A 23,507-nucleotide genomic window follows, 5' to 3' on the forward strand; every position below is an offset into this window, starting at 1 on the left:
GCGATTAGCGTCCGCCGCAAATTCCCTTCGGCACCTCCGCATACTTATTCGTATAAAATTCCTTGTTAGAAGTGATTTGTTGCAACGCCATTATTAGTCGATCGACCTCATCAGATGTATTATAAAAGCTTAAACTAATTCGGACTAAGCCTGGAGAGGGAATGCCGGGATCTTTCCGTATTTCATCCAGCCTCTCATCGCTTAGCAGAAGGAGCTTCTGCACATAGGGATACGCACAGAAAAAGCCGCTCCGGACGGAAATGCCCGCTTCTTTCGCTAAGAATTGCGCAATGTCCTGATGATGCAGCCCCTCAATGGTAAACGAAAGAACGCTCACTTGCGGCAGATTGTGGTTCGAAGCACTAAATAAGCTTAAACCGTTAATAGCATGCAGCCTATTAATAGCGTAATTCATGAGCTGCTTCTCATTTTCCTTGATCGTTTCCATATTAATCTGCTGAAGGGTACGGATGGCTGCTTGCAAGGCCACAATACCCATCACATTAGGAGTCCCGCCTTCAAACCTTTCGGGGGCTTCATTCCACTGAACAAAAGATTTCAAAGCGATTTGAGCGGTTCCTCCTCCTTTAAGCAACGGCTCCGCATCTTGAAATTCATCTTTTCCTCCAATCAGCACAGCCGTTCCGAATGGGGCATACAATTTATGTCCCGTAAAAGAGAGGAAATCGATATTTTCAGCCAAGTTGGGACGCATCATTTCGATGGATTCATGGGGAATGAGCTGGGCAGCATCGACGTGTAGTTTTCCTCCGTATCGGTGTGTCAGTTCGGCTGCCTCGTAAATCGGGTTTACGCAGCCTGTCACGTTCGATGCCCCCGTTATGGAGACAAGCCCGATTTGTCCCCGCAATTTTATAAGCTTGTCTTTTAAATCCTCCAATTGAATCTGGCCATCTTGATTAACGGCGATGTATTCAACCTCGAAGCGCTCTCTCCAAGGAAGATTATTCGATATATGTTCCATTTCCGATACGAGAACATAACGTTTATCCGTGATCTGCTGCAAAATATGCGAGAGAAGATTCATGGACTCTGTGCTGTTTTTCGTGAAAATAACCGTGTGGCTATCTTCCTTTCCGCCTACAAAATTCAAAATATTCAAGCGTGTACGCTCGATGTATTCTGCTGTGCGCTCTGATTTGTAGCCTTTTCCCCGGCCAACAGACGAATACCAGGGGGCAAATTGTTCGATAGCTTTTAAAACGCTTTTGAATGGCGGGGTTGTGGCCGCATTATCGAAATAGATTCCTTTGACGAAGCGCCCATCCTCTACAGGAATCTTTTCCTCCAACCCCATGATTAATTTTCTCAGCTTTTTGTTCGGCTTGGGTTGCATTTGATTAGCTAGAAAATGTCTCATATTGCTATTGGCCTCCTTTTCGAACCTGCCTGATCGGCACTTCACTTAAACCCATAAGAACGAATCCATTTCGTAATTGGATTGTAGTTGGTAATACCAAAGACAATCGCTCCTAGTGCCATTAAAGAGGAGAAGCCCACTCCCCACCAAGGATTCAATAATGCAATGGGCAAAGCCAACAGCAGTAAAAAACCAAGGATGAAGCTATATACCCTCTCCGCATTCCATTTACCGCCCATATTTTCCGATTCTATTTCACCCTGCCACTGCGCCATACCGCCTCTAAAGTTAAACACCTTGCCATGCGACTGAGCTAATCGTTCCGACACTTTACGGCTAGCCATGCCGACATAGCAGATGATTACAATTTCTTCTTCGGATGACAACTTGGGCGGTTTCGACCAGGAGGGATAAGGAATATTGATAGCGCCTTTGATATGACCGCGTTCAAAGCTTTTAGGCGACCGAACATCAATAATCTTTACATTCTCTCTTTTACTTAATTTGGCTTGCAGCTCATGAAAGGTTAGATCCGTATAGGCAGCATTCATTATTCAAACCTCCTCAAATAGGCTTTTTCCCGATTCTCAAACTCAATTCCGGAACAGCAAGAATGCATACGATCGCCCCGTAAAGTCCAATCGTATAGCTGGTTGCATAAGTAATGCCAATCATCTTGTGCAGGATGAAGGTAAACAGGTGAATGAGCAAATTCGTAAAGCAGAAGGCATAGCTGCGGATCATCCACCGGCGATGCTGAAGAACCCGTTTTTTCCGGATGTGCACAATCGCTGTCGTTGTGACGGCGAGCCAAATCAGATTAAGCAGATTAAAGCCCATGCTGCTCATTTTTCCTCCTGTGGCATAAGGGGCCATATAGCCGGAGGTCAGTACTACCAGCAGCACGGACGATACGTAAACGTAACCATTCAATCGATGAAACCGGGGGGACTTCGCATGACTGTTGGCCCGAAAGTTGAGAAGCCCCGAAGCCATGGCGATGCAGGCGAACGCGATATGAACATACAAGACCGTTAACCAGGCTGACGTTTGAAGCTCCCGCGTTAGATCCGTCTTGCGACTTAGGAACGTCTCCGCACCCGGATCGATCATGTAATTGCTGGCCAGCGAATAGAGGATGTAAACGGCGCAACCAACGGCAACCAATTTGTAGAAAGATAGATTTTTAACCAAAACTTCTCGTAACCTCCCATGTATTGAAGCGCTAAATAGAAGGATAACAAGAGAGTCTCTCGAATTAGACGCACAAATCATCACAAAATAATAAACAAACCGTCACAATATGAGGATCGCTCGTTTTTTCCGGGACGAAGATGGTACACTTTTGATCACGGGCATACTTGGAAGGAAGGCGGGATGAACATGAATAAGGAAGAACCGACCGTCTTGGTCGTGGATGACGATCAAAGTATCGTTGAATTATTGAGGGACTTTTTGGAGAATGATCATTTCCGGGTTGTGACGGCTAACGATGCCTTGGAGGCATGGGACATCCTTCAGCAAAATACCGTTCATTGCATCATCCTCGACATTATGATGCCGGGACAAAACGGCTTTGATCTGTGCCGGCGAATACGGGCGGAGAGCAGCATTCCCATCTTGTTCTTGAGCGCCCGCAGCGAAGATGTCGATAAGATTCGCGGTCTTACGCTTGGCGGGGACGATTATATTGTCAAAACCGCTTCGCCCGGCGAGATTGTTGCCCGGGTAAAGGCTGTTCTGCGGCGCACGGGAACGCCCCCATCCAATAAGAATCGGGTGTTCGAATATGGCCGCATTAAGCTTGATACGAGTACGAGAGAAGTGTTCGTGGATCAAGCGAATGTCTCGCTGACTCCGAAGGAATACGAGCTGCTGCGATTGTTCCTGGAGCACCCGAAGCAGGTGTTTACTTATGACCAGCTCTTGGAGAAGTTCTGGGAGGGCATTGGGGATAAACATACCGTGCGCGTTCATTTGAGCCGTCTTCGCGAGAAAATCGAGCTTGATTCCGATCAGCAGCAGCTTATGAATATATGGGGCGTTGGTTATCGCTTCGAGGGTGTGTAGGATGCAAAAACTTCGTCTGCGTACGCATTCCTTGCTTAGCTTAGGATTACTTCTGCTGCTGCCTTGGATTTTCTTTGTCGCTGTATTTTTTATTACTACGAAATCGCTGCATATTAGAGAGGACGGGCCGGATTCCTATGCGGTTCCCATGGTGGCTGCTTTCGTGGGCTTGCTGACCGCATTCGTTATCGTTGGCTTGCAAATGAGGAAGTTCCTGCTTAAGCCCCTTGAGGGGCTAGGCCTGGCAGCGCGCAAGATAGCGGGAAGCGATTGGAACATAGAGCTGCCCCAATCGACGATCAGGGAAATTTCCGAAGTTCGGAATGGCTTTGCATTAATGGTAAACGGGCTACAGGACTCGCATTTGAAACAAGCGAAGCTGGAGGAAGAGCGGCGGTTCATCATCGCTGCCGTCGCTCATGACTTGCGGACGCCGTTATTTGCCTTACGCGGATATTTGGACGGACTTGAGCAGGGCATCGCGCAAACGCCGGAACAAATTTCGAAATACGTAGCCGTGTGCAAGCAAAAATCCGCGCAATTGGACCGGTTGGTCGAAGATCTCTTCACCTTTACTAAGATGGAATATCAGGAGGCGGAGTTAAATAGAAAACGAGTGGACTTTGGAGGTATCGTTCAAAAATCGATAGAGAGCTTGGCGCCGCAAGCGAAAGCCAAGCGAATCTCCGTTCTTCTTCATTCCATGCCGGACGACTGCATCATTCAAGGAGATTCGCACCTGCTTGAGCGCGCAATAAGCAATCTACTGGACAATGCCGTTCGGCATACACCGGATTGCGGACGCATTTACGTTCAATATTGGAGAGAGAAGGATCAAATGTCTTTTACGATCCACGATTCCGGGCAGGGCTTTTCAATGGAAGAGCAGGAGCAGGTTTTTGAACCGTTATACAGGGGAGAGAAGTCTAGGAATCGCTTGACCGGAGGAGCCGGCTTGGGGCTCACCATATCACGGCGAATCATTCGCCAGCATGGAGGCGAGTTAGCTGCTAGCAATCATCCAGCAGGAGGGGCCCTTCTCTCGGGCTGGATTCCTGCTGACGGTAACAGCTGAACTGCTTAGGATAACGGGTTGGTCAGATCCCTGTACGATACTTGCGTTCGCTGGAGGAATCCCGTTTCGTGCGGTCTTTCTCCTTCTCGTCCTGCTGCTCAATCGTCTGGTCCTCGACCGGAATGGGATCAACGGTGCGTTCGCTGGCAAACTTGTCGAACAGACTCTCTTTCTCCGTTGGAACGCCCTCCGGATTGTCACGCTTGCCCTGCTGTTTGCGCCGGCGGTCGGCGCTACGCTCGAATGGATTCATCGCAATCACCTCACATCGTTTATGATTATACTTACCCGCCTTTTCACTATACTCAAACGATTTGCAGGAAAAGCTTCCCTGTACTTCACTAGCTTTCCCGGTTTATCGATTGCATCACTGCCTGGCGAATTCCTGTCGAACGCGCATTTTTGTAGTGCTCTTAATTACTAAATGTGTTACTTTTATAAGTAATTTCCATTAATGAATTGGAGGCAGAACGATGAATTTTGAATGGATGAATGAGAGCGAAATCATTGAAACGGATGGAAGAATTGAGATACTGGCGACAGAGAGGAGCGACTTTTTCATTAACCACGGGGCAGCAGCCGATGAAGGGATCACGCCGGAATCACTATGCAATGCGCCGTTTTACTATACGCATATATCCGGCGATTTTGTTATGCGGGTGAAGGTGTCGCATGATTTCAAAGATACATACGATTCTTCTTCCATTATGGTCATGAAGGATCTCACGCATTGGGCAAAGGCTTGCTTTGAATTAACGGATTTTGATACTCACGCGGTTGTTAGCGTTGTTACGAAGGAAGAATCCGATGATGCGAACGGCTGCAATATCGAGGATAACACGGTGTGGCTCCAAGCGTGCCGAAGCGGGAATTCCTTTGCCTTCCATTATTCCACGGATGGCGAGAATTTTTATATGATGAGGTTTTTCGCCTTGCCTGCGGATGAGACCGTCAAAGTCGGTTTATTGGCACAAGCGCCGTTAGGAAACGGCGGCAAAAGAATTTACGAGAATCTGACCATTGTAAGAAAAACGGTCAAAAATATTCGCATGGGTAAATAAGGTTTGGGACACGACAGCAGCCGGGAATTTCCGGCTGCTGTCTTTGTATTCCTCGCTGCAGCATGGCAGGTTGATTAAGCCCAGTCGCGGACCCACGTTTTCATCTCGAGCAAAATGCCGCTGAATGCTTCTCCTTTGGCTGTCAGCCGGTATTCAACGGTTGGCGGGACGGTGGCATGGATCGAGCGAATGACGACCTGATTTTCCTCTAGGTGGCGAAGCGTCTCCGTAAGGGATTTGGAGCTGATCCCATGAATAGCGCTCTTAAGCTCGGTGAATCTTTTTGTTCCATGAAAGAATAGCTCGCGAATAACAAGAAACGACCATTTGCCGCCAATGATACGCAATGACTTCTCAATCTCGCATTCATAGATTTCAGGGTTTCCCATTGCTGATTGCCTCCTACGTTTAGGTGAACATTTCCTTGATAGTATTCGAAGAAGCGGGCCGGATTTCCTTCCAATAGTCACCGCAAGGTAACAAACTATGGTTAAAGTGCGTACTTACGGAAACGTTGAAGTTCGATTAAGATAGGGCAGAACGCTATCTTAAGGAGGTTTGTCATGTATACGAGAAAGCTGGGCAAAACGGGAATTGAAGTATCCAAGATCGGTTTTGGAGCATATGCATCCGCCTCTGTTCGTCCGCTATTATCCGAGGATGATTTGAAGATCATCGAACAAATAAATTTAGTCATTTCATAGGGAGGAGCGTCACACGATGAAAGTACTGGTAACTGGCGCATCCGGCAATGCGGGACAAGCGGTATGCCGGGAACTGCTGCAAGCGGGCCATCAAGTGAGAATGGCGGATGTTATGCCTTCCGGGGTAATAAATGAGGGAGCTGCCGAATTTGTCCGTTGCGATACGCGGACGGTCTCGGATGTTCAGCAGGCCGTGCGGGGGATGGACGGAGTTATTCATCTAGCGGCTTGGCATTGCGCCCATCAACCGCCTGTCAGCGACGATACGATTTTCGCGGTTAACGTTGACGGTACCTACAATGTATTGGAGGCATGCAGAAAAGAAGGCATTCGTTCCATTGTTTACGCGTCGTCGATGGCATATGGCTGGGGGTCTGTCTATGGCGTCAGCAAAGTAATAGGCGAAGATCTGTGCCGGGCTTATCATGAGATGACGGGAGCTTCCATCGCGATGCTCAGATACCATGAATTTATTCCTCGCCTGTATTTGGAATTCGGAGCGAGACTGCTCCGCAACGGCGTTGACCGCAGGGATATCGCTTCGGCGACGGTTAAAGCGCTGGAAGCCGCGGCTGCGGAGAAATTCGGACTGTTCCAGACGATTATCCATACGAGCCATGGCATGCCCGAGTCTATCCGGGCTGATTTTGCGCGATTAGGGGCGGACTGGTGCGAACAGCAGGTTCCGGGCAGCGCCAAATTGCTGGACAGCTATGGCATCGAATTGCCGCAGGAAGTTGAGCAGCATGATCTATCCGAAGCCAAAAGAGTTATGGGGTGGCAGCCCCGGGTTGGATTTATCGATTTCCTGCGGGATCTAAAGCTGCGGGATGAACAGGGGCTTCGAATACGCGGACTTGTCGTGCCTTCCGAGCTTCCGAATTGATGGTTGAAATACGAGAATGGCAGCGGGACTCCTATCCGTTGCCTTTTTTATTTTATATGCAAGTTGCCTTACCGCAATAAAAATTGCTCCAGTAAACATAGTTTGTCCGGGTTTACAATGTTCGCTTATTGAAAAAACGTTTCTCTAGACCCACTTGAACTTTGGCTGGTACGATTGAAAAAGTCATGGATGAGCCGAAGGGAGTTTTTGGAGAAGCATGGAGCAGCAGCAACGATATGAAAATCTTAAACTAGGCGAACGCGGAGCTATTGTCAGTATTATTGCCTACATCTGTTTATCCGCACTCAAGCTGATTATAGGAAATATATCGGGATCGGAAGCCTTAAAAGCGGACGGATTAAACAATGCGACGGATATCGCGGCATCTATAGCAGTGCTTATCGGTTTAAAGCTGGCTCAAAAGCCGGCCGATAAGGATCATCCGTACGGCCACTGGAAATCGGAGACGATCGCCTCCTTAATCGCTTCTTTTATTATGATGGCGGTTGGCATAGAGGTGTTAATCAATGCGGTTTCATCCGTATTTAGAGGAAGCGGGCAGTCCCCGGACTTCATTGCGGTATGGACAGGATTATTTTGCGCGGCGGTTATGTACGTTGTTTATCGTTACAATATCAATCTGGCTAAAAAAATTAAAAGCCAAGCCGTTATGGCTGCCGCAAAGGACAATATCTCGGATGCTCTGGTGAGTATAGGCGCAGTAATTGGCATCGTGGGTTCTCAATTCAAACTGCCTTGGCTTGATCCCGTTACAGCCGTCGCGAGCAAGTTGAGGGCGTTGAGGATGTTAAGGATCTGAAGGCGAGGAACTATGGCAGCAATGCAGTAATTGACGTGGTTCTGTCGATTGATAAGAACCTCGATTTCCATAAAGCGCATGATATAGCGACAGAAGTAGAGAATGAATTGAAAAAAACGTCGGAAGTACTTGAAGTACACGTGCATTATGAGCCGGCGAAATAAGGGATGAATCGGCGGCTGAAAGAGATGAACTGCACTCTAACTAAGATACCGTATAGACATTAGAGAGCAGTTCATGAACAAGCCGTACTCACCTGATTGTGCCCATCGAGATGATTTTAACGTGAACGTCGAATTCAACCTCCGCATGCGAGAAAGCCTCGCCCCATTCCTCCTCTAACGGTTTGAAATGCTGGTATTGGTATGCGCGCGCATAAATACCGAACCCCACCGGATCGATTCGATTACGCTGGAATTTGCGAATTAATTTCTCCAATTGATCCTGCATTTGCTGCGTGAGCTGCGCCTCAAGCATATCCGCGTGTTTTTGGATATCGTACTTGAACAGCTGTTCCGTTAAAGCCGCTGACACCTTCATTTGAACCCGGAAGCGAAACCGATTATCCGAATAGGAAGATTCGATCCTTGTCTTTAAATTTGCCGGTGCAATTGCTTAAGCCTTTCCTGATTAAGTCTTAGATTGGCCTCCAGCGAATCGGAATCCGCAGGTTGGATGCGGGCTTTCGGTCCGCGATACTTCCGAAATCCTCTCGTTAGAGATTTCCCGTACATAATGCCACCATCTCTTATTTCCCTTATTGTTTCCGTCACGTGAGGGCATATGCATCCGGAATCGCAATGGCAGCAAAAGTTAAATAGTCGGCCGGTTCATTTTCACGGGTATAAGTTTACTATTGGTTAAAGAATAAATATAATCTATATTTATAATTATTTTCATTACTAAAATAAATGAGTTTAGGCCATAGGAGCGTAGACAAATGGAACTGACCCAATTGGAATATTTTTTGAAAGTGGCAAGAATGGAGCATTTAACAAAGGCCGCTGAATCCTTATCCATAACTCAGCCTGCTCTCAGCCATTCGATCTTGAAGCTGGAAGCGGAGCTTGGAGTTCCTTTATTCGAGAGGAAAGGTAGAAATCTAAAGATCAACCGGTACGGCATGATGTTCTCGAAGCATGTGGAGATGATTCTGCAGGAAGTAGAGCGCGGGAAAAAAGAGATCGAGGAGCATTCCAATCCGGAATCCGGCGTGATTCATCTCGCTTATTTGAATATACTCGGGGTTGATCTGATTCCTAAGCTCATCCGGGAGTATCAGCTTATAAACCCGGCAATCACCTTCGAATTGTCGCAAGGCGATAAAGGCGCTATTCTGAACCAGGTGGAGGAAGGCTATTCGGATCTTATGATTACTTCCGAACAACCGGTAAACGAAACCTATGAGTGGGTGCCAGTGTTATCCCTTCCGCTATTCCTTGTCGTCTCAAATGAGCATCGTTTAGCGGATCAGGCATCCGTTCATTTAGGAGAGATTACAGGGGAGCCGTTTGTCGGCCTGAAGCATAACTGCAGCTTGAAAAACTCGCTGCTGGCTCGGGTTCATCATCAGAATTTTACTCTTGCCGCCACCTATGACGCGGAGGATCTTCAGACGGTGGCTGGTTTTGTGGCGGCTGGACTTGGTGTATCCGTGCTGCCGAGAACGGCCGGTTTAAATCTCGAAGGGATAAAGTGGATTCCGATTGCTGAAGAGGGATGGCGCTGGGAGGTTGGATTGCACCTCAAAAAGGAACGATTCTTGTCTCCCGCGACTGCGCGGTTTGTCGCTTTTATTAAGGAAAAAGCCGGATTATAACGTTATGCGCCGGATTTATTCCTAAATAATTTTAAATATAATGAACTTTCTAAGCCTCAGCTTGCTCTTATCTATGAAAGGGGAGAGAACTTTGAAGGTAAGCCGGTTAGTCAGACAAGCCCAGAATGGCAATAAAGAAGCTTTATTGCAGCTAATCATGGCCGACCAGGACGCATATTATCGCCTTGCCTATACGTACATGGGGAACGAGCATGACGCGATGGATGCTATGGAGGATATGATTGTCACTTTATACGAAAAGATTGACCAGCTCCAAAAGAGAGAAGCCTTTTACAGCTGGAGCAAAACGATTCTGGTTAATCGATGCAAGGCCATGCTTCGCAAGAACGGGAAGTTCACGCCTCTTGGGGATGAGCAGGATGCGGTAGCCTATGAGTTAATGGCAGAAAATCCGTATCTCGGCACGGAAGCCGAGATGGATATGAAGACGCTGCTCTCCCATCTGAATGCCCATCAGCGGGAAGCTATAGAACTTCGGTATGTCCATGACTTTGCTTATCAGACGATTGCCGACATGACGGGTGCTCCGCTCGGAACCATCAAGTCAAGAATTTCGCAGGGCATAGAGAAATTAAAGGGGATTATCGGAGGTGATCGGTATGAAAGCGATTGAGGATAAAATCCAAAGGCATAAACAAAATTTGAATCAGATCCAGGCTCCGGTTGAATTGGAGGATCGGCTGCGGCAGGCTCTCCACCGGATTCCCGGGAAAAAACGCAGGAATAACAAGGCTCTTATGTGGAGTATTTCCGCGGCAGCGGCTCTGCTGATTATCGTGTCCACGTATCAATACCCGGCATTCGCCTACATTGGAGGTAAGCTGCTTAACAGAGTCCAGCTAACCTCGCTCAGCTTCTCCGAAGTCGCGGAGCAAGGGTACGGACAGACCGTAAATAAGAGCAAAACGTTCAAGGACGGCACCGTTATTACGATTAACGGAGTTATTGCTGACGATAATGCCTTTCTCATGTATTACACCATCAAGCTGCCGGAGGGCTTAACGTTTAAGGATGATGAATTTATCCGTTATGGCGTAACCAAAGTAAAAGGATTTATGACGAATTCCAATGTGACGGAAGGCGGAGGCAATTACAGCAAGGATAAAACGCAATTCCAAGGGGTTTATAAATTCGAGCCCGTTAACCCGTTTTCCCGAACATTAACGGTGAACTTCAGTGAACGGCTGGATAACGGCGAACAAGAGAAACAACCGATCTCCTTCAAGTTTGAGGCCAACAAGGCTATGCAAAGCATCATTAACGAGAAAATCTCGAGAGAAGTAACTGTCGATGAAGGAACGGTTCATTATGACTCCGTCATAGCTTCTCCGACTTCAACGGTCATCAGAGGACATTACGAACTGAATAATAATGGAGGGCACCCGATGTTCCCGGGGAAAACAAAGCTTTTTGTTAATGGTACGGAGGTGGAATCCTTCGGCTACCGGTCGGGCGGGTTAGACGGGAAAAACAGCCCTACATTCGAGTTTAGTTACGATGTGCTCCCAACGGATAAGATTGAGTCGCTGGAAATCGTACTCGATAAATTCAGCGGTTACGAGAAGATAACGGAGCCGATTCCGCTTACGTCGCCTTCCGATCAATCCATTAAAATCAACAACGAGAAGTTATGGATTCGCAGCGTAACGCAAACCGGAAGCGGCTATGATATCGTCATCGCCAGAAAAGAATTTACGATCTTGGACACGACCCATATGCTTGTGCAAGCCGGCGGCAAAAAAGTTCCCATCGCTCCGATATCCGCATCGCGTCCTTGGGATTTGGGGAACGGAAATGTTTTAAGAGAGCAGACTTACTCCGTTCAGACGCAGGACAAACCGGAATTTCTGCTGTTAGAAGGATTCCATTACATTAAGGAGTATAATACAAGGATATCCATTCCAATTGTTCATAAGTAAGGCCGTATTCGAGAAGGGAGAGGGAGGATTTGACTTCGTTTTTTGCCCGGTACGTGGAACAAGAATTTATTCCCTACTCCACTTCACATACCGTTATGCTTGCCGCATTGGTTGTGCTGGCGCTTCTTCTATATGGCTTTCGGGCGGGAATCCGGAGTAATACTCTAGTTAAAACCATGATCCGGTACGGCATCCTTGCGGGTCTTCTCGTACCTCAAATCGTTCTTTATTATTGGTACGCCAGTGTGGGCCTCTGGAGCGTTAAATATACGCTTCCGCTCGAGCTCTGCAGCATATCGCAAATGCTTGCGATTATCATGTTGTTTACGCGAAGCAAACTGCTGTATCAGATTGTATTTTTCGCCGGTATCGGCGGTGCGATGCAAGCAATGCTGACGCCGGATTTGGATTATCCGTATCCGCATTTCCGGTTTTTCCACTTCTTCATTGTTCATATTGCCATCATCCTTGCCCCTCTTTATATGACATGGATCGAGAGCTTCCGGCCGACTTGGAAATCCGTTTGGATTACGATGATTTTTCTGAACATTCTTCTTGTTGCGGTGGGAGGAACGGATTATTGGTTGGATGCCAACTACATGTTCCTGAGGGAAAAGCCGGAAGGCGCGTCCCTATTGGATGTATTGGGGCCTTATCCGTATTATATAGTAGCGGAAGAGGGGATTGCTCTTGTTCTATTCTCCTTGATGTACCTGCCCTTTATTCCATGGAGAAGAAGGCAGATGTAAGGTTTATCGAAAATGAAAGAACCCTTTAGCCCATCGCTAAAGGGTTCTGCTATTTAGTCTTCCTTAGGTATAAAATCGAATATTTCACCGGATTCGAAAGAATCGATTAAACGGTGCAGCCAGCGGTAGTATTTGAGAGCCTCGTTAATTTTCTGCTCGTCCACTGAAGTGATTTCCTGCAAGGTGTTGTTGTCGGGATCTGATGCTTGAAGCGCGTGAATCTCTTTTAATGACTTTTGCAGAGAGGCCATGTTGCTTTCCACGGCTTTCCGCCATTTAATCGAGAAGAAGTCCGTAAAGTTCTGGTACCAGTCGGGAACCACCTCGTAAAAGTCTTTCCTCGAGCCTTTGCCCCATACCTTATCGATCATCTTCAAATCCATTAACGTGCGCATCCCGGTGCTCATGGATGTTTTGCTCATTCCCATCTGCTGGCTCATTTGATCCAGGGTAATGGGATCGTTCTGAAAATACATATAACCATAAAGATGACCGATTGATAGTGTTATGCCGTAAAGATCCATATTTTTACCGATTGAGTCAATCACACGCTGGCGGGATACGTGCAGCGACCGTGATTGCTCAGGCGTTAGACCGCCTATATTTTCGTCCATAATTGCCTCCTGGGTCACCTTGTCACACTTCATTTGTTATTGTAAGCCGATCTGAAATTAAAAGTAAAGCATTCATTTCCATAAGCATTATGGAGGAAATGGAAGGGATCAGGAGTATTCGCATCGTACAGTTTAAACTGTACGTAAATTACGTACGGATATTAACGTTGACTAATCGAGGTCACAAGGCCTAAACTGGCGTCAGACCAAAAAAGTGAGCTTTTGCTTACGAAGCAATAGGGAGGGAAAGTATGTCCATCATCGAAGCCAAACAACTGACTAAAATATTCGGGAGTCATCCGGAGCAAGCGATGCAGTACCTCAAGCAGGGATGGACGAAAGAACGAATTCTAAAAGAAACAAGAATGACAGTAGGGGTAAACCAGGCTAGCTTCTCCATTGAAGCAGGCCAGATCTTTGTCATCATGGGTTTATCCGGAAGCGGCAAGTCCACCTTAATCCGCTTGTTGAATCGATTAATTGAGCCTACATCCGGTCAACTCTTGTTTGAAGGGCGGGATATCGTTCAGATGAGCGCCAAAGAGCTCAGGCAATTCCGCCGCAAAAAAATGGGAATGGTCTTTCAGAAGTTTGCTCTGTTTCCTCACCGGACGGTTCTGCAAAACGTAGAGTACGGCCTTGAGATTCAAGGAATCGATAAGCAGGCGCGCAAGGAAATGGCTGAGCAAGCTTTGCAGCTTGTAGGCCTGGGCGGATGGGAGAACAGCTATCCGGATCAATTAAGCGGAGGCATGCAGCAGCGTGTCGGCTTGGCCAGAGGGCTGGCTAACGATCCGGACATTCTGCTAATGGATGAAGCGTTTAGCGCGCTTGATCCGCTAATCCGCAAAGACATGCAGGATGAATTATTGCAGCTGCAATCCACCATGAAGAAGACGATTATTTTCATTACCCACGATCTTGACGAAGCGCTGCGCATCGGGGACAAGATTGCGTTAATGAAGGACGGTGTTATCGTTCAGATTGGCACGCCTGATGAGATTTTGATCAATCCGGCTACCCCGTACGTTGAAAAATTTATAGAGGATGTAGATCTCTCCAAAGTGTTGACCGCTGCTCATGTCATGAGGAAGCCTGCAACGATTACTTTAGAACGCGGTCCGCGTGTTGCGCTTCAGCATATGAAGGAGCAAGGGGTATCGAGCTTGTATGTGACCGATAAAGGAAAGAAGCTGCTTGGCGTCATTACGGCAGAGCTTGCTTCCGCGGCACTGAAAGAGAATTTGTCGATAGGAGATATTCTGATTAAGGAAGTACCGACTATAGACTCGGCAACACCGATTAATGAATTATTTGAACCTATGGCGGCCTCGAGCATTCCGCTCGCGGTAACGGATGACACGAACCGGCTGCTTGGCATCGTCATTCGCGGAGCCGTGTTTGCCGCACTTGCCGGGAACGCTGTACCAGAGGCAGGTGGTGCAAGATGAATAACATTCCTAAGCTTCCGTTAGGCAATTGGATTGAATCGTTGGAAAGCTGGTTAGAAAATCATTTTACCCCTTTGTTTGACTTCATCCGCCTGATTATAGGCTCAATCGTTGATTTTCTGCATAATGTTCTTCTCTTCAGTCCTTCAATCCTTATGATTCTGATTATTACGGCATTAGCCTGGTTCCTCGGAAAATGGAAGGTTGCCGCATTTGCGCTTATCGGACTGCTGCTGATTGATAATCTAGGCTATTGGGAGCATGCCATGGAGACGTTAGCCATCGTGCTTACGGCATCTTTGCTCTCCATTATCATTGGCGTGCCAACCGGTATTTTGTGCGCGAGAAGTTCATTCTTGCAAGGTATTATAACTCCTTTGCTTGATTTAATGCAGACGATGCCCGCATTCGTGTATTTGCTGCCGGCCGTATCGTTCTTTTCGCTTGGAGTTGTGCCCGGCGTCATCGCATCGATCATTTTTGCGGTACCGCCAACGATTCGCCTGACGAATCTCGGTATCCGCCAGGTACCCTCGGAGCTGGTGGAAGCAGCCGACGCGTTCGGCTCCACGCCTAACCAGAAGCTGTTCAAGCTGCAGCTGCCTATGGCGCTTCCTACCATGATGGCGGGAATTAATCAGACGATTATGCTGTCGCTGTCCATGGTCGTTATTTCTTCCATGATCGGGGCGCAGGGACTAGGGGCCGACGTATACCGCGCGGTTACCCAGACCAAAACCGGAATCGGCTTTGAAGCGGGGATTTCCATTGTTGTATTGGCCATTTTACTTGACCGGATGTCTAACCATATCGTGAAAAAAAATAAACGCTAGAGGTGAAGCATGTTGAAGAAAAAATGGGGATTGGCATTAACAGCTGTAATCATGTTGGCGGCTGCGGTGGCAGGCTGCTCACAGAAAACCGACTCGAAAAAGATTAAATTGGCATACGTGGCTTGGGATTCGGAGATTGCAAGCACGAATGTCGTCAAATACGTTCTGGAATCGAAATTGGATTATTCCGTTGAGCTCCTTCAGGTAGATGCAGGCCCCATGTGGGCGGGCGTTTCGGATGGCAGCGCCGATGCGATGGTAGCGGCTTGGCTTCCTACAACGCATGCGTCGTATTTGGAGAAGTACGGCAGCAGCGTAGAGGATCTTGGTCCTAACCTGGAAGGAACAAAAACAGGGCTTGTTATTCCTTCTTATATGAAGGAAAACTCGATAGAAGATCTGAACAACGACGCCACCGGCAAATCGGTTGATTATCAGATCATCGGAATTGAGCCTGGGGCCGGCATTATGCAATCAACCGAACAAGCGCTGAAGGACTATGGCCTGGATGGCAAATGGAAGCTGATCGAAAGCTCCTCGGCCGCAATGGCAACGGAGCTGCAGAAGGCCTATGAAGCGAAGAAGCCGATTATCGTTACCGGATGGACGCCGCATTGGATGTTCGCCAATATGGATCTGAAATATTTGGAGGATCCAAAAGGCGTGTACGGCGGTGAAGAAAGCATTCATACCGTTGCCCGTAAAGACCTGAAATCGGATAAGTCCGATGCTTATACGCTGCTCGACCAGTTTACGTGGACGGCGGACGATATGGCAGAAGTCATGGTTGCCATTCAGGAAGGGCAGTCGCCGGAAGAAGCAGCGAAAGCCTGGGCCGATAGCCATTCGGAACAGGTCGACAAGTGGCTGGAAGGCATTAAGTAACAACAAAGTTAACCAACCGGAAGATAGGAGAGGCGAGCAAGCAAGCCCTCCTGTCTTCTTTTTTTACATAATTATGTTAGCTGGGGAGAACAATGTAAACCGTAAAGATCTCATTAGAAAGTTGGATGTTAAGTATGGTTTTTATTATTTCTATCGTCATTATTGCCGTATTTGTTTTATGGGGAGCGTTTGCTCCGGAACAGCTTGCCGATGCGGCAAATCAAGTGTTTTCCTTCTCCATCGGAAATTTTGGCTGGTTTTATTTGATGTCCACGCTGTTTATACTTGTTTTTGCCTTCTATATGGCTTTTGGAAAATACGGGTCCGTTAAGCTTGGAGCGGATGACGATGAACCCGAGTATTCGACAATTTCCTGGTTTGCGATGTTGTTTAGCGCCGGGATGGGAATTGGCTTAGTGTTTTGGGGAGTTGCGGAGCCTTTATCCCATTATTCCTCCCCGCCGGAGGGGGCAACGGGAGGCACTACGGAAGCTGCCAGACTTGCGATGAGATACTCCTTTTTCCATTGGGGGCTTCATCCTTGGGCGATCTATACGGTCATTTCGCTAACACTGGCATATTTCCAATTCCGTAAAGGTTACAAAGGCTTGATTAGTTCTACGTTTATTCCTCTTATAGGAGAAAAGCTCGCGCAGGGTTGGGTAGGGAAAATCATCGATACGCTTGCCATCATTGCTACGGCTTTTGGTGTAGCGACCTCGCTTGGTTTAGGTACTCTCCAAATTAATGGCGGCTTGTCGCATCTATTCGGGCTGCCCAGCTCGATCCTAGTCCAGACCTTAATTATCCTTGCGGTTACCATCCTGTTTCTGTTATCTGCAACAACTGGGCTGGACAAAGGGATTAAGCTGTTAAGCAATCTGAATCTAACGATAGCCGTCATTCTCATGCTGTTTGTGCTTCTAATGGGGCCAACGTCTTTTATCTTTGATACCTTCACCTTGTCACTTGGCGGCTACCTGCAAAATATAATTGAAATGAGTCTGCGGCTCACACCGTTTACGCAAGGAACCTGGGTGGGAGCATGGACGCTGTTTTATTGGGCTTGGTGGATCGCTTGGGCGCCGTTTGTAGGCACTTTTATTGCCAGAGTCTCCAAAGGCAGAACGATTAAAGAATTTGTGCTAGGCGTGCTGCTTGTTCCAAGCACCTTCGGTTTTATTTGGTTTGCGGTATTTGGAGGGACGGGATTGAGACTGGAGATGTTTGACAAGGTTCATCTGGCTCAAGCCGTAAAGGAGGATATGACAACCGCTTTGTTCTTGACGCTTGAGCAGCTGCCTCTTGGAACGATCATATCGGTTGTCGCTACCTTATTGATCATTACCTTCTTTATTACGTCGGCTGACTCGGCGACTTTTGTTCTCGGCATGCTTTCTTCTGACGGCAGGCTGGATCCTTCTAACAAAGTGAAGATTATCTGGGGGGTTCTTCAGTCCTCGATTGCATTGGTCCTACTAATAAGCGGAGGATTAAACGGGCTTCAGACGGCTTCCATTGCCGCAGCATTGCCTTTCGCCATCATTCTTATCGGAATGTGCGCCTCCCTGCAGAAGGCTCTTCGGGAGGAAGATAAGTTAAGAGTCAAGAAAGAACGGATAATGAAGAAACAATTAAAAGCATTGCTTGAGAAAGAATTTAATGAAGCTTAACTCCCTTCTGGTTGCGGCATGCCCCCCTATCCATTATGATAATGGCAGACTTCAAAGGGGGAAAATGTCATGGCGATTCAATTTGACCGGCCGGAAGCGGTAATCTTTGATATGGACGGTACCTTGTTTGAAACAGCTACCCTGCTGGAAACGGTGCATGAGCGGTTGTTCCGCACCTTGCGCGAGGAAGGACTATACGATCGGACGCCTCCGCTCGATGATTTGCTTGGCTGCCTCGGCATGCTGCTAGAGGATATTTGGCGGAAGCTGATGCCGGGCAGCTCGGAAGCCGCGCGTCTTCGCGCCGACGAGCTTATGGTGCAATATGAGCTCGAGGAGCTGGAAGCGGGAAGAGGCAGACTGTACCCTCAAACCGCTGAAACGCTAAAGAGCCTGAAGGAGCGGGGCATCAAGCTGTTTGTGGCAAGCAACGGGCTGGAGGCTTACGTCAAGGAAGTGGCGCGATTCCAAGGGATTGCGGAGCTGTTCGACGGTTTGTACAGCGCGGGCGAATTCCAGACTGCGAGCAAGGTTGACCTTGTCGCCAAGCTGCTTAGCGACCATCGGGTCAAGACGGCCTGGATGGTCGGCGACCGTTCCTCGGACGTGGAAGCGGCCAAAGGCAACGGCCTTGTTGCAATCGGCTGCGCGTATGCCGGTTACGGACGCGATTCCGAGCTGGCAGACGCGGACGTTTGCATTCAGGCCATGCCGGAACTTTTAGCCTTGCTAAAATAATTTTCACTCAAAAATGGCGTCACAGCGATTAAACGGTGACGCCATTTTTCTGTCCTCTTTTGTAAGGGAATTCCAATCCTATTTGGATTGTTCCGAGGAATCCCCGAGCAATGGCGATCGGAAGAACATTCGAATGCGCAGTCCGTTAACGAAGTTCCATCGTTTAGAGAATGTTTATCTTTTTCTGTTAAGATACTAACGAAAGAATCTCATCCCGAAAGAAGTGCCGCCATGAAAGTAATCAACCGTATCATGCTATCGAGCGCCTTGTTGGTGATGCTTTCCCTGCTCTCCCTGCTGACCGTGTTTGGGATTATTTTGTTCTTCGATTCCATGAACGGCGACGGCGGCAAGGAAATGCTGGATGCCAAGCTATTCAAGGCGGAGGAGCAGATGAGCGGCTTCGATGCCTCTGCAGAGCAGTGGGGGCAGCTGCATGAACAGCTTGACTCGTTTGGCTACCAGCTGCTTGTCATGCGGGAAAACAACGTGATCTATAATACGCTGGCCGATTCCGGAGAGGATAGGATCAACAGCCTAACTAATATACGGCTTGGCAAAGACGTATTGGCAGGCAGAGTGCAGGACGCCACTTTTATCGCGATGAATAAAGAAAGTTATTTAATCTATGCCGTGAAGCAAACCGCGGACAAAAGCGGCGGCAATTTCTATGCCATTCTGAAGCCGGCTATTCTAATCAGTATAGCGGTCATTGTCGTAATCGTGCTGCTTAGCCAGCTGTTTACCCGCAGGATGGCTTACCGGATTGTCCGCCCGCTGAACGCCTTGTCGGAAGGCGCGAGACGAATCGAGAACGGTGATTTGGCCCAGCCGATCATTTACAAGGGCAATGACGAATTTGCCTCCGTGTGCACGGCTTTTAATCACATGCAGGAGCATCTGCTGGAAGAACGGCGGAAGAACAATGCCTATGAACAAGCGCGGATTGATCTTGTTGCCGGCATCTCCCATGATCTGCGAACGCCTCTTACCTCCATCAAAGGCTACATCAAGGGCCTTCGCGACGGCGTCGCCCAAACACAGGAGAAGAGAGAGCAATATTTGAAGATTGCTTATCAGAAGTCGACTGAAATGGACAAGCTGCTACAAAAGCTTTTTTATTTCTCGAGTCTGGAAACAGGCAATTTGCCGCTCGCGCTTAAACTTCGGGACCTGGGACAGTTTGCGCAACATTATGAGGCTGCGGTTCATGAGGAGCTTGCGCAAATGAATGCAACCTTGACCGCCAGCATTGAGCCCGCTCCGCATCCCGTACGGCTGGATAGCGAACAGATGAACCGCGTAATGGCGAACCTGACCGAAAATGCAATCAAATACGCAGGGGTAAGCCCTCTCCGTTTGACCGTATCCGTCTGGAGGGAAGGGGATTCGGAGCATCTGTTATTCGCCGACAATGGCCAAGGCGTTCCGGAGGAGCATCTTCCTCATCTGTTTGAGCAATTTTGGCGAGGGGATGAGGCGAGAACTCAAACGGACGGGAACAGCAGCGGACTAGGACTTTATATCGTGAACTATATTGTAGAACGGCATGGCGGGACGGTCACGGCCCGCAACCATCACGGCTTGCAGATCGAGATCGTGCTGCCTGGCGGAAAGGAGGCAAGCGTTGAGTAAAATCTTAATTATTGAGGATGATCCGGATATCGCCATGCTGGAGAAAGATTACCTGGAGATTAACGGATTCGAGACGGAGATTATCGCGGACGGGAAAGAGGCCGTTACCGCCATTCTTGCGCATCCTTACGATCTGATCCTGCTGGATCTGATGCTTCCCGGGCAGAACGGATACGATATTTGCCGGGAGGTACGGGATAAGACCGATGTTCCGATTCTGATGGTAACGGCAAGGACGGAATCGATGGACAAAATCAGAGGATTGGGGCTTGGCGCCGACGATTATATTGCGAAGCCGTTTGATCCTGCGGAGCTGGTTGCCCGGGTGAGGTCGCATCTAAGCCGCTATGAACGGCTGATTGGTTCATCCAGGAATGCAGACCCTGATCGGGACATCACGGTTGCCGATCTGGTTATCAAGCGGAGAAGCTGGAAGGTCTACAAGGCGGGGCAGGAAATCCGGTTCCCGAATCGCGAGTTTGAGCTTCTCTTATTTTTGGCCGAGCATCCGAATAGGGTGTTTTCCAAAGACGCCCTGTTCGACAAAATATGGGGTTACGAATACTCGGGCGACAGCGCAACCGTTACCGTTCATATCAACCGGATTCGGGAGAAGATTGAGGATGACCCGTCCAAGCCCGCTATTATCGAGACAGTGTGGGGTGCGGGATACAGGCTGAACCTTTAAGGGAGACAGACAACCATGCCCCGTGCCTTACGCGCTCGGCGTGGTTTTTTTATTGTTCGTTTATAAATTGTTTATAGGTTGTTTGAGGACTTGTTACGCCTTTCTGTTATGCTTTAATGGGCACCATTCCTAAATTCGCGTTTAAGTTATGCCGAAATAGCTTACACTTAGCAAAAATAATACAGAGTGCGGTGATGTACATTGTCCTTGCGGTTCAGACTGTTGCTATCTTTTACCTCGGTTGTCATTGTATCGGTTATTCTATTTGTCCTGTCTTCCTATTTGCTGTCCGTTGCCGTAACGGGAGATGTGCGAAGCTTCAATAATTTCTACAAAATTCATTATTCCCTCCATCCTCTATCGGAAGAAGAGGAGAGTCTCTTTCTTGACCTGAAGTATTTGGCGAAAAACGATCCGGGGCAGTTAAAGAACATTCAGCTGCTGGAGAAGTATAATACCGATCTGAAGATGGAGAAGGCGGCGCTTGTTGTCCGCGAGAACGATTCGATTCTGTACGCGGCGCCTTCGCTTAGCGGCGTTGATTTCCCGTCAATCCTGCCTGACTACGATATGGGGAACAACATGATCCGCAATACGATTAACGCCGGAAGCCGGTTTTTCTCTTATTCCAAGTTTGATTTTTATTTCTCGGCCGAAACGAAGGAGAAGGGCAGCATCTTTGTCATCCATGAGAGGAGTCCGTTCGCCCAGGTCATCCGCAGAATGCTTCCGATCCTGATCGGTTTGTTTGCGGTCATCTTATTGCTGACCGGCTTTCTGCTGTACCGTTACGTCACCCGGCAGATCATCAAGCCGCTAAACCAGCTTAGACGGTCCGCCGAGCATATCAAGGACGGGGATTTGACGGTTGAGCTTAAGCCGGGATCGAAGGATGAGGTGGGTCAATTGGTTCAAACCTTTGACCAGATGCGGCAAAGGCTGTACGAATCGATTCAGCTGCAGCTTCGCTACGAGGAGAACCGCAAGCAGCTGATTTCGAATATTTCGCATGATTTGAGAACGCCGATTACAACGATTAAGGGTTACGCCGAAGGGATCCGCGACGGCGTCACCAACACGGAAGAGAAGCTGAACAAATACGTTTCGGCGATTCATACCCGCGCTTCGGACATGGAGCGGCTTGTAAACGAGCTGCTGTACTTCTCCAAGCTGGATTTGAAGAAGGAGCCTTTTTCGTTCCGGAAGCTGGAGCTAAGCCCGTTCCTCTATAATACGGCGGATGACATGTCGATTGAATTCCATAATCAGCATGTGGAGGTAAGCTGGGAGAAAATGCCGGAGCAGCCGCTGTTCGTGCTTGCGGACCGCGAGAAGCTGAAGCGGGTTCTGATCAATCTGTTCGATAATTGCCTTAAGTACATGAATCGGCCTCCGAAGCGCATTGGGATTGCGGTTAATCACGATGAGGACGATGCGGTCATTACGATAACGGATAATGGCCCCGGCATTCCCGAGGAGGCCCTTCCTCATATTTTTGAACGCTTCTACAGGGTGGAGCCTTCGCGCAATCAGACGGTTGCCGGAGGGAGCGGGCTTGGCCTTGCCATCGCCCAGCAAATTATAGAAGGACATGGAGGCACGATCCGGGCCAGCAGCAAGCTGGGCCAGGGGACAAGCATTACCTTTACGCTCAAACGAGTGCGATAACGATAACAGGCGGTGACGGTTATGACGCGCATATTAATTGTAGAAGACGATCCCTATATCGCGGATCTGCAGAAGGACTATTTTGCGCTGCACGGTTATGAGGCCGAGATTTGCCATGACGGGCAGGACGGACTCAAGCAGGCATTAAGCGGGGATTACGATTTGATCATACTGGATATTCAGCTTCCGGGCATGAGCGGGTTCGAGATTTGCAAGACGATCCGCGAGCGGCTGGATGTGCCAATTCTTATCGTGTCCGCCAAAAACGAAGAGCTGGATAAGATCCGAGGCTTTGGCTTTGGCGCGGATGATTTCGTGACAAAGCCCTTTAGTCCGAACGAGCTGGTGGCAAGGGCCAAAGCCCACCTGGCGAGGTATGAGCGGTTCAAGAGCGGGCAGAAGAGCAATCCGGACGAAAGTCTGCGCATCCGCGAGCTGACGATTCACCCTTCCTCCCATCGCGTATTCGTGCACGATCAGGAGGTGTTTCTTACGGCGAAGGAATTTGAAGTTCTCGTCTTTATGGCGACGAATCCGAACCGGGTATTCAGCAAGGATCAGCTGTTCGAGAGGATTTGGGGGCTCGATTCGAATGGGGATATCGCGACGGTGACCGTTCATATCTCGCGGATTCGGGAGAAGCTTGAGGCTGATCCGTCCAATCCCCAATTTATCGAGACCGTGTGGGGAGCCGGATACCGCTTTACGGTTTAACGCCATTTTGTAAAAAGTTATCGAACAATTTATAGTTTGTTTATACTTTCTTTTCCTCGAATTAAGAGCGGCGGCCTAAGATAGATTCAGGAACAGGCCATCA

Annotated in this window: 25 protein-coding genes and 1 pseudogene; 19 read left to right on the plus strand and 7 right to left on the minus strand. The window is 48.4% G+C overall.

The features are described 5' to 3' along the window. Positions 1 to 4: 4 nt before the first annotated feature. The 3 genes from CFI03_RS24910 to CFI03_RS24920 are packed head-to-tail and all read right to left on the minus strand — an operon-like array spanning position 5 to position 2,575. Complete coding sequence (locus tag CFI03_RS24910) at positions 5 to 1,381, minus strand: aminotransferase class V-fold PLP-dependent enzyme (protein WP_116394390.1); 1,377 nt, start codon at positions 1,379 to 1,381, stop codon at positions 5 to 7. Positions 1,382 to 1,422: 41 nt separating this feature from the next. Further along, positions 1,423 to 1,932, minus strand: coding sequence for a rhodanese-like domain-containing protein (locus tag CFI03_RS24915; RefSeq protein ID WP_116394391.1), 510 nt, complete (start codon positions 1,930 to 1,932; stop codon positions 1,423 to 1,425). A 13-nt stretch (positions 1,933 to 1,945) separates the two neighbouring features. After that, entirely contained in the window at positions 1,946 to 2,575 is a 630-nt protein-coding gene (locus CFI03_RS24920) for a DUF2306 domain-containing protein (RefSeq protein WP_116394392.1), read from the minus strand. 189 nt (positions 2,576 to 2,764) lie between these two features. Between CFI03_RS24920 and CFI03_RS24925 the strand changes: the two genes are divergently transcribed. Both CFI03_RS24925 and CFI03_RS24930 read left to right on the plus strand, forming a co-directional pair. Beyond that, positions 2,765 to 3,451, plus strand: a complete 687-nt coding sequence (locus tag CFI03_RS24925; RefSeq protein WP_116394431.1) for a response regulator transcription factor — start codon at positions 2,765 to 2,767, stop codon at positions 3,449 to 3,451. Between the two features lies 1 nt (position 3,452). Beyond that, the gene (locus tag CFI03_RS24930) at positions 3,453 to 4,526 is read left to right on the plus strand and encodes a sensor histidine kinase (RefSeq protein ID WP_116394393.1); all 1,074 of its coding nucleotides are present in this window, start codon (positions 3,453 to 3,455) and stop codon (positions 4,524 to 4,526) included. A gap of 22 nt (positions 4,527 to 4,548) precedes the next feature. On the opposite strand, the gene CFI03_RS24935 is transcribed toward CFI03_RS24930, so the two are convergent. Beyond that, positions 4,549 to 4,779, minus strand: coding sequence for a hypothetical protein (locus CFI03_RS24935; RefSeq protein WP_116394394.1), 231 nt, complete (start codon positions 4,777 to 4,779; stop codon positions 4,549 to 4,551). Positions 4,780 to 4,999: 220 nt separating this feature from the next. Here CFI03_RS24935 and CFI03_RS24940 point away from each other — a divergent pair, with 220 nt between their 5' ends. Further along, on the plus strand, positions 5,000 to 5,587 hold the full coding sequence (locus CFI03_RS24940; protein WP_116394395.1) for a DUF1349 domain-containing protein: 588 nt from the start codon (positions 5,000 to 5,002) through the stop codon (positions 5,585 to 5,587). Between the two features lie 74 nt (positions 5,588 to 5,661). Here the strand turns inward: CFI03_RS24940 and CFI03_RS24945 are convergent, their stop codons facing one another. Then, complete coding sequence (locus CFI03_RS24945; RefSeq protein ID WP_116394396.1) at positions 5,662 to 5,976, minus strand: winged helix-turn-helix transcriptional regulator; 315 nt, start codon at positions 5,974 to 5,976, stop codon at positions 5,662 to 5,664. Positions 5,977 to 6,150: 174 nt separating this feature from the next. Here CFI03_RS24945 and CFI03_RS24950 point away from each other — a divergent pair, with 174 nt between their 5' ends. From CFI03_RS24950 to CFI03_RS24960, 3 genes and pseudogenes are all read left to right on the plus strand, one after another. Beyond that, complete coding sequence (locus CFI03_RS24950) at positions 6,151 to 6,291, plus strand: hypothetical protein (protein ID WP_162862781.1); 141 nt, start codon at positions 6,151 to 6,153, stop codon at positions 6,289 to 6,291. 16 nt (positions 6,292 to 6,307) lie between these two features. Continuing rightward, a complete protein-coding gene (locus CFI03_RS24955; RefSeq protein ID WP_116394397.1) occupies positions 6,308 to 7,177 on the plus strand; it encodes an NAD-dependent epimerase/dehydratase family protein in 870 nt (289 codons plus the stop codon). A gap of 217 nt (positions 7,178 to 7,394) precedes the next feature. Further along, positions 7,395 to 8,161 (plus strand): annotated as a pseudogene (locus tag CFI03_RS24960) (cation diffusion facilitator family transporter). 88 nt (positions 8,162 to 8,249) lie between these two features. Here the strand turns inward: CFI03_RS24960 and CFI03_RS24965 are convergent. Beyond that, a complete protein-coding gene (locus tag CFI03_RS24965; RefSeq protein ID WP_116394398.1) occupies positions 8,250 to 8,609 on the minus strand; it encodes a Ger(x)C family spore germination C-terminal domain-containing protein in 360 nt (119 codons plus the stop codon). Positions 8,610 to 8,937: 328 nt separating this feature from the next. On the opposite strand from CFI03_RS24965, the gene CFI03_RS24970 reads away from it, so the two are divergent. From CFI03_RS24970 to CFI03_RS24985, 4 genes are all read left to right on the plus strand, one after another. After that, positions 8,938 to 9,816, plus strand: coding sequence for a LysR family transcriptional regulator (locus CFI03_RS24970; RefSeq protein WP_116394399.1), 879 nt, complete (start codon positions 8,938 to 8,940; stop codon positions 9,814 to 9,816). A 91-nt stretch (positions 9,817 to 9,907) separates the two neighbouring features. Further along, positions 9,908 to 10,450 (plus strand): RNA polymerase sigma factor, encoded by a 543-nt coding sequence (locus tag CFI03_RS24975; RefSeq protein ID WP_116394400.1) that lies wholly within the window; start codon positions 9,908 to 9,910, stop codon positions 10,448 to 10,450. Then, positions 10,437 to 11,756, plus strand: coding sequence for a DUF4179 domain-containing protein (locus tag CFI03_RS24980; RefSeq protein WP_116394401.1), 1,320 nt, complete (start codon positions 10,437 to 10,439; stop codon positions 11,754 to 11,756). Before CFI03_RS24975 ends, CFI03_RS24980 begins: the two co-directional genes overlap by 14 nt. A gap of 29 nt (positions 11,757 to 11,785) precedes the next feature. Next, positions 11,786 to 12,505 carry a YwaF family protein gene (locus CFI03_RS24985; RefSeq protein WP_116394402.1) on the plus strand — a complete coding sequence of 240 codons (720 nt, stop codon included), beginning with the start codon at positions 11,786 to 11,788 and terminating at the stop codon, positions 12,503 to 12,505. Positions 12,506 to 12,558: 53 nt separating this feature from the next. Here the strand turns inward: CFI03_RS24985 and CFI03_RS24990 are convergent, their stop codons facing one another. Then, positions 12,559 to 13,119: a GbsR/MarR family transcriptional regulator gene (locus tag CFI03_RS24990; protein WP_116394403.1), complete on the minus strand. Its 561-nt coding sequence runs from the start codon at positions 13,117 to 13,119 to the stop codon at positions 12,559 to 12,561. Between the two features lie 251 nt (positions 13,120 to 13,370). Between CFI03_RS24990 and CFI03_RS24995 the strand changes: the two genes are divergently transcribed. The 9 genes from CFI03_RS24995 to CFI03_RS25035 all read left to right on the plus strand — a co-directional run bounded on the left by CFI03_RS24995 (position 13,371) and on the right by CFI03_RS25035 (position 23,404). Beyond that, positions 13,371 to 14,570: a quaternary amine ABC transporter ATP-binding protein gene (locus tag CFI03_RS24995; protein ID WP_116394404.1), complete on the plus strand. Its 1,200-nt coding sequence runs from the start codon at positions 13,371 to 13,373 to the stop codon at positions 14,568 to 14,570. After that, entirely contained in the window at positions 14,567 to 15,403 is an 837-nt protein-coding gene (locus CFI03_RS25000) for an ABC transporter permease (protein ID WP_116394405.1), read from the plus strand. Before CFI03_RS24995 ends, CFI03_RS25000 begins: the two co-directional genes overlap by 4 nt. Before the next feature lie 9 nt (positions 15,404 to 15,412). Continuing rightward, positions 15,413 to 16,288, plus strand: coding sequence for a glycine betaine ABC transporter substrate-binding protein (locus tag CFI03_RS25005; protein ID WP_116394406.1), 876 nt, complete (start codon positions 15,413 to 15,415; stop codon positions 16,286 to 16,288). A gap of 134 nt (positions 16,289 to 16,422) precedes the next feature. Beyond that, on the plus strand, positions 16,423 to 17,961 hold the full coding sequence (locus tag CFI03_RS25010; protein WP_116394407.1) for a glycine betaine uptake BCCT transporter: 1,539 nt from the start codon (positions 16,423 to 16,425) through the stop codon (positions 17,959 to 17,961). 69 nt (positions 17,962 to 18,030) lie between these two features. After that, a complete protein-coding gene (locus tag CFI03_RS25015; protein ID WP_116394408.1) occupies positions 18,031 to 18,699 on the plus strand; it encodes an HAD family hydrolase in 669 nt (222 codons plus the stop codon). A gap of 231 nt (positions 18,700 to 18,930) precedes the next feature. Beyond that, positions 18,931 to 20,334, plus strand: a complete 1,404-nt coding sequence (locus CFI03_RS25020; protein WP_116394409.1) for a HAMP domain-containing sensor histidine kinase — start codon at positions 18,931 to 18,933, stop codon at positions 20,332 to 20,334. Then, on the plus strand, positions 20,327 to 21,022 hold the full coding sequence (locus tag CFI03_RS25025) for a response regulator transcription factor (RefSeq protein WP_162862790.1): 696 nt from the start codon (positions 20,327 to 20,329) through the stop codon (positions 21,020 to 21,022). Before CFI03_RS25020 ends, CFI03_RS25025 begins: the two co-directional genes overlap by 8 nt. A 201-nt stretch (positions 21,023 to 21,223) precedes the next feature. Next, complete coding sequence (locus CFI03_RS25030; protein ID WP_116394411.1) at positions 21,224 to 22,690, plus strand: sensor histidine kinase; 1,467 nt, start codon at positions 21,224 to 21,226, stop codon at positions 22,688 to 22,690. Positions 22,691 to 22,711: 21 nt separating this feature from the next. Next, positions 22,712 to 23,404, plus strand: coding sequence for a response regulator transcription factor (locus CFI03_RS25035; RefSeq protein ID WP_116394412.1), 693 nt, complete (start codon positions 22,712 to 22,714; stop codon positions 23,402 to 23,404). Positions 23,405 to 23,507 lie beyond the last annotated feature (103 nt).

Origin of the sequence: Paenibacillus sp. ATY16, assembly GCF_003399985.2 — a bacterium.
GTDB lineage: Bacteria > Bacillota > Bacilli > Paenibacillales > Paenibacillaceae > Pristimantibacillus > Pristimantibacillus glycanilyticus.

What these genes read in the sequence shown, in the direction of transcription:
- CFI03_RS25000 (WP_116394405.1), top strand. Translation starts at nt 14,567, where the DNA reads ATGAATAACATTCCTAAGCTTCCGTTAGGCAATTGGATTGAATCGTTG.
- CFI03_RS24925 (WP_116394431.1), top strand. Translation starts at nt 2,765, where the DNA reads ATGAATAAGGAAGAACCGACCGTCTTGGTCGTGGATGACGATCAAAGT.
- CFI03_RS24990 (WP_116394403.1), bottom strand. Translation starts at nt 13,119, where the DNA reads ATGGACGAAAATATAGGCGGTCTAACGCCTGAGCAATCACGGTCGCTG.
- CFI03_RS25010 (WP_116394407.1), top strand. Translation starts at nt 16,423, where the DNA reads ATGGTTTTTATTATTTCTATCGTCATTATTGCCGTATTTGTTTTATGG.
- CFI03_RS24935 (WP_116394394.1), bottom strand. Translation starts at nt 4,779, where the DNA reads ATGAATCCATTCGAGCGTAGCGCCGACCGCCGGCGCAAACAGCAGGGC.
- CFI03_RS24955 (WP_116394397.1), top strand. Translation starts at nt 6,308, where the DNA reads ATGAAAGTACTGGTAACTGGCGCATCCGGCAATGCGGGACAAGCGGTA.
- CFI03_RS24910 (WP_116394390.1), bottom strand. Translation starts at nt 1,381, where the DNA reads ATGAGACATTTTCTAGCTAATCAAATGCAACCCAAGCCGAACAAAAAG.
- CFI03_RS25020 (WP_116394409.1), top strand. Translation starts at nt 18,931, where the DNA reads ATGAAAGTAATCAACCGTATCATGCTATCGAGCGCCTTGTTGGTGATG.
- CFI03_RS25035 (WP_116394412.1), top strand. Translation starts at nt 22,712, where the DNA reads ATGACGCGCATATTAATTGTAGAAGACGATCCCTATATCGCGGATCTG.
- CFI03_RS24940 (WP_116394395.1), top strand. Translation starts at nt 5,000, where the DNA reads ATGAATTTTGAATGGATGAATGAGAGCGAAATCATTGAAACGGATGGA.
- CFI03_RS24980 (WP_116394401.1), top strand. Translation starts at nt 10,437, where the DNA reads ATGAAAGCGATTGAGGATAAAATCCAAAGGCATAAACAAAATTTGAAT.
- CFI03_RS24970 (WP_116394399.1), top strand. Translation starts at nt 8,938, where the DNA reads ATGGAACTGACCCAATTGGAATATTTTTTGAAAGTGGCAAGAATGGAG.
- CFI03_RS24930 (WP_116394393.1), top strand. Translation starts at nt 3,453, where the DNA reads ATGCAAAAACTTCGTCTGCGTACGCATTCCTTGCTTAGCTTAGGATTA.
- CFI03_RS24915 (WP_116394391.1), bottom strand. Translation starts at nt 1,932, where the DNA reads ATGAATGCTGCCTATACGGATCTAACCTTTCATGAGCTGCAAGCCAAA.
- CFI03_RS24995 (WP_116394404.1), top strand. Translation starts at nt 13,371, where the DNA reads ATGTCCATCATCGAAGCCAAACAACTGACTAAAATATTCGGGAGTCAT.
- CFI03_RS24950 (WP_162862781.1), top strand. Translation starts at nt 6,151, where the DNA reads ATGTATACGAGAAAGCTGGGCAAAACGGGAATTGAAGTATCCAAGATC.
- CFI03_RS25015 (WP_116394408.1), top strand. Translation starts at nt 18,031, where the DNA reads ATGGCGATTCAATTTGACCGGCCGGAAGCGGTAATCTTTGATATGGAC.
- CFI03_RS24945 (WP_116394396.1), bottom strand. Translation starts at nt 5,976, where the DNA reads ATGGGAAACCCTGAAATCTATGAATGCGAGATTGAGAAGTCATTGCGT.
- CFI03_RS25005 (WP_116394406.1), top strand. Translation starts at nt 15,413, where the DNA reads ATGTTGAAGAAAAAATGGGGATTGGCATTAACAGCTGTAATCATGTTG.